The sequence below is a fragment of the Bacteroidota bacterium genome (assembly GCA_030017895.1).
Lineage (GTDB): Bacteria > Bacteroidota > Ignavibacteria > UBA10030 > BY39 > JASEGV01.
The window spans coordinates 1-5,094 of the sequence record JASEGV010000124.1 but is presented as its reverse complement, the minus strand read 5'-3'; the positions used below and the strand labels follow the sequence as shown (position 1 = coordinate 5,094).

At 37.0% G+C, this 5,094-nt stretch carries 5 protein-coding genes; all 5 read right to left on the bottom strand.

Going from position 1 to position 5,094, the window contains the following annotated elements:
* Positions 1 to 239: 239 nt before the first annotated feature.
* The 5 genes from QME58_14005 to QME58_13985 all read right to left on the bottom strand — a co-directional run bounded on the left by QME58_14005 (position 240) and on the right by QME58_13985 (position 5,039).
* Positions 240 to 1,397 (bottom strand): DUF4861 family protein, encoded by a 1,158-nt coding sequence (locus QME58_14005; protein MDI6804929.1) that lies wholly within the window; start codon positions 1,395 to 1,397, stop codon positions 240 to 242.
* A 15-nt stretch (positions 1,398 to 1,412) separates the two neighbouring features.
* The gene (locus QME58_14000; GenBank protein ID MDI6804928.1) at positions 1,413 to 2,087 is read right to left on the bottom strand and encodes a rhamnogalacturonan acetylesterase; all 675 of its coding nucleotides are present in this window, start codon (positions 2,085 to 2,087) and stop codon (positions 1,413 to 1,415) included.
* Between the two features lie 108 nt (positions 2,088 to 2,195).
* Positions 2,196 to 3,137: a pectinesterase family protein gene (locus QME58_13995; protein MDI6804927.1), complete on the bottom strand. Its 942-nt coding sequence runs from the start codon at positions 3,135 to 3,137 to the stop codon at positions 2,196 to 2,198.
* Between the two features lie 97 nt (positions 3,138 to 3,234).
* Positions 3,235 to 4,596, bottom strand: a complete 1,362-nt coding sequence (locus tag QME58_13990; GenBank protein MDI6804926.1) for a Gfo/Idh/MocA family oxidoreductase — start codon at positions 4,594 to 4,596, stop codon at positions 3,235 to 3,237.
* Positions 4,597 to 4,628: 32 nt separating this feature from the next.
* Positions 4,629 to 5,039: a tagaturonate epimerase family protein gene (locus QME58_13985; protein MDI6804925.1), complete on the bottom strand. Its 411-nt coding sequence runs from the start codon at positions 5,037 to 5,039 to the stop codon at positions 4,629 to 4,631.
* Positions 5,040 to 5,094 lie beyond the last annotated feature (55 nt).

Genomic DNA, 5,094 nt, shown 5'->3' with positions numbered 1-5,094 from the left:
CGATAAAATCTATAACACTAAACTTATATTTGAATTTTTGGAACTGCCCTTTAATGATTGTTTCACCGGAACGACTGATCCTGTAATTGATCTGTCAATATCTGAATATAGCATAGGAATATTATCAGGAATAAATAGTGTGTCAATCAAATAAAGCTTTCGTAATTCTTCCGTTGTCATTTTTTTAATTGATTCTGGGTCAGTTGTATATCGAACATCCATTTTTCAAATATCCTTTCTTATTTCTTTGTGGAGATAGTGATACGCAAGGGTTTTTGTAGTCGCAGTACAAAGTTCTTTAGATAAGCATTCCAATCTTCAGCACATTTAAAATCGCCGCTTCGTGTCCAGCAAGCTCCCGCATAATATGTAAAATATTTCTTGGGAGAGGATTTTCCGATTATAAGATAATGGTCTTTATCTTCGTTCATTTCTTGGAAAAAAGCAGGCGGCACTAACACACCTGTTCCGGTATATCCATTTGCCGAGTCGTCGTTAGTAAGTCCCCACAGACTGAGCAGCCCCAACTTGTCATCAGCAAAACTTTCTATATTCTTCCTTTTCACTAAACCAACGGCAATCGTAACTTCTTTATTAACTTGAAGTCCATTATAGGAAACATCGATACGATTTAAGTTATTCCCCGCATCAAGTGTATAAATTTTTTCTTCTGTGAACGGCTGCCCATTGATTGAATCTTTTTCATACGAGACGATAAACTTTGTTCGGATCGGACCTTTAGCGATTATTTTGTGCGATGTAAACAAACTTGTTTGATGAATTTTATCATCTTTCCAGATAGCACAGCCGCCTGCTCCTAACGATCTTCCTACCGTAAAAAAATCGGCTCCTTCGCCGTGGTCAATATGATAAGATATTTTTTGGCTCCCCTCTAACGCGTTACCCGCGTACCATTTGTCGATAATAGGATAACGTACACGTTTCACCCATACATCAATGCCATTAAGAACATCGCCGGCAAGTTTCGAACCGTAGATACGGTAAGCGATCCTGTCATTTTCCCACGCAACGTCTTCACGCGGTGTTATAAATTTGGCATCCACAATAGATTCCGGAACAATTTTTTGAGATGTTGTATTGAACAAAATAAATCGCTTCGTCTCGTTCGATTTGAAATTAGATTGGAACAATAAATCGTTTTCAAGTATCTGAGTTATTAGCTCCTTATTATTTTCTGAATCGAGTACTGCAACATTAGAAGAATCGAGCCAAGACGCTTCTCTGGTTAGATTAGCCCAATTGAGAACAACCGTTTCGTTCTGCCGTTCGATTTCAGTCGGATTGCTTACGGTAATGAATAATTTTGATGGTTGACTGCAAGCTATCACAGCAAGAATGATTGTTAATACAATTGATTTAGTTAAATACATTTTCATATTGACTATCTTTCCCTATTCGATATCGTTTCGTTGTTTTAAGTAATTTTCCAAACCGAGTTTCAATTCTTTAATTCCTTCAACCGCTAATTCAGCCATTTTGATTGCCCCAAATTCAGAAAAATGTGTGTTATCCTGTTTTCCATTTGGTAATGATTTGTATTTACCCGGTTCTACCCAGAGAAAAATCTGTTTTGAACTATCAGAACCAAATTCAACGATAAGTTTTTCACTTTTTCTATGCATATCAATAAGGGGGACGTTGAACTCTTTAGCTACCTCTCTTACGATATCGGGGTAGACTCCGTGAACATCGTAGAATTTACCATTCTCATCAAATCGTCTTCGCACGATTGAAGTGCAAAGGATGGGTTGGGCATTTTTCTCATGTGTTTCAGTTATAAATTTAATCAGATTATTTCGATAATCTTCGGGTGGTGTATAACGATCTACTTTTTCTTTACTCTGGTCGTTATGTCCGAATTGGATAAAAACATAATCTCCCTGTTTTAACTTTTCGACAATCGGCTGCCAGCGGTTTTCCGCTAAGAATGTTCGCGTGCTTCTTCCATTCTTAGCATGGTTTTCAACTATTACCGAACTATCGAAAAAAATAGGTAACATTTGACCCCATCCCCTTTCCGGGTTATCCTCGATAGGTTTATCTGCCATTGTCGAATCACCAATCATATAAATCGTAATATGCTCATCCGAAATTTGAGTAAAGCCAAGAAGTAAAAAACACAATATGACGAGTAAAAATATTTTAATATTATTTGAAATGATATTAATCATAATTTATTTTATAAAAGGATTCCAATCATATTTATATGGAGTTGCTGAAGCATCGGCTGCAAATATTTTTTCTAAAGTATATTCAGCGACATCTATATCGCTCAATTGCCTCGACCATTCTACTCGATTATTAGTAAGAGAACCAGCCCCGAAACATTTGTACTCAGCATAGAATGTAGTTTTTTCAGCTTCTGGTTTCTTCCAATTATGCCAACCTTCTGGCTTGATTTGGTTACCAAGTTCACACTCAATAAAAACTGTTTTAGCATATATTCGCCAAGGTCTTCCAAGATATACGCTGTCGATTCCATCTGCTGCTGTTAGCTTACAATTAAAGAATACATATCCGAATTTATTTCCTTCGGGGGTCGATGCTGCTGTAATATAAGAATTTTTCTTACTCTGTAAAATACATCTATTGAATACAACAATCGAGCTTCCAAAAATAAAATCAGTTGTTCCTTCGATATAACATGAATCAAGATAGCATCTCCCGACACCTTGTGTATAAAAAGTATCCTGATGACCAAGAAAGCGGCAGTTTTTGAAAATTACCCTATCACCTTTCACCATCACAGCTACTGCTTGTCCTACAGGACCTGCGGAGTTTTCAAACGTAATATTTTCAGCGCTAAATCCGTCAGCTTGGATAAAAAAGGAATAAGAAGTAAAGGTAGTTAGAGTATCGCCACCAACAATTTTCCCTGAATAATCATCATACGTAAGAATTACATTTCCTACATTTTCTCCAATTATGGTAACATTCTTTTTTGAGGCACGCAGTATTATTTTTTCTTTATATGTACCCTTTTTTATAAAAATTAAAGTGCGACTTTCGCTATTATCAGGAACCACATTCAGAGCATCTTGGACTGTTGCATAATTGCCGGTACCATCTTGTGATACGATGATGTCATAATTATTCGTGTTATTCTGAGATATCACTGACTGAGGGACAACGAATAACAGTAGCAAAAATAGTATAAAATTGCAGATTATACTATGATGACATTCGACAATTCGTTTTGTCTTATTTTTGAAGCTATCCTTTCCTATTCTTTTGAGGAACGAATTCCGAAAGGTCAGCAATCTTAATAGGAAGCCCGGTATCAATACTTTTTCTTGCAGCAACCCCGGTGAGAATCGACATTGCTCCATCTCGAAGTCCAGCCGACTGCCCTAACTCATCGGGTTGCGTCGGATACAAGAATATTCTATCTAACAACAGAATATCACCTCCATTGTGTCCTCCTTCAATGCGGGGCATTTGAATGAACTCTCTATTGCCAAAATTATCTGTTAACTGGAATTCATTAAAATTTTCCATAGCCCAACTCTGGCGCTGGTGAATCCAGGCATCTATTCTTCCCTTGGTTCCATTGAATGCAATTCGATATCCTTCATAAGGCGAGTAACTAGTAAGAGAGTAACTTACCTGAACATTGTTCGCATACTTTATCTGCACTGCCATTTTATCATAGATGTCGATATCTTCTTTCCACACACATCCATCGCGCAGATAACCATCGTACTTCTTATTCGCTGCATATAAATCCATTAGATATTTGTTCTTTGTTAGGTCAAAAAAGAATTTACATCGGTCTTTGTGTGGACACGGACGGCAGTGAGTGAAACGAAAGGGATTATTCTTTCCGTAAAATTCTAGAGCGCCAAACGCTGTAACGATTTCTGGGTCAGAATCAATCCACCAGTTTAGAAGATCGAAATGATGTGTGGATTTATGTACGAGAAGTGATCCTGAATGTTCGCGAAGCCGATGCCACCTGCGAAAATAATCAGCCCCATGATATACATCTAAATACCAGTTGAAATCTACTGAAGTCAGACGGCCTATACGTTCTTGCATCAGTAGTTCCTTAATTTTTGCACGATACGGAGTGAACCTGTAATTAAATGCCATTATTACCTGCTTATTATATTTTTTTTCGGCATCTAAAATCTGTTTTAATTTTACTTCGTCAGTAGTAAGAGGTTTTTCGGTAATAACATTACATCCCATCGCGAGGGCTTTAGCGATGAATGTGTGATGATTACCGTCAACAGTTGTAACAATTACGGTATCAGGTTTAGTTTTATGGACCATTGTTTCAAAATCGGTAAATACCGGACAGTTTATGCCGATATGTTTTTTTGCATACTCAAGACGTCCGGGATTTATATCGCACAAACCGACAAATTCAGTAGATTCACCATAGTTTGTAACAACGTCTTTTCCCCACATTCCTACAGCGCGGTGTCCGGTGCCAACAATTGCGAGTTTCATTTTGGGGGATGAAGATATACCGATAACATTATGGACGGAATTTAATAAAAAAGCTCCAGCGACTGTTTTTGTAGTAGCAGATACAAATTCCCTTCTTGAAATGTTTTTTATTTCACTCATAATATTCTTCTCTATTTACGATATTTTATCTTTTATTTTTTAAACGGGTCCAAATGTTTTCTAAAGTGATTGATTATTGTCTCATAATGAACATCTTCGTTCTGATTCAAACACGTCATCAATCTATTTTTAAACAAATAACTTCCATTATTATTTTTTGTCGTAAGTACCTTACCAAACGTAACATGAAGTATTTGTCTGGTATCGTGTTGTTCGAATAGATCTAAAAGTTCTTGACGCGTGCATTTTTGAGGATCGGGAACTTTATCAAGACTACCTGTTACATGGTATGATTTTCTATCTTCCTCATATTGTCCACAAGCGAAGGAAAGGATTTCGTGAAGTAGCTCCGGTTCGACCTTTGCGATTGTTCTTAGTGCCTCAAGGTAACTCGTCCCCGCAGTTTTCACATGAACATTCCCTAAAAGGAGAGAACCGATCATTTACTATTAGGACATTTGTCCAATTGTTATTTATTATGTTTTTTTCTATTTTCGT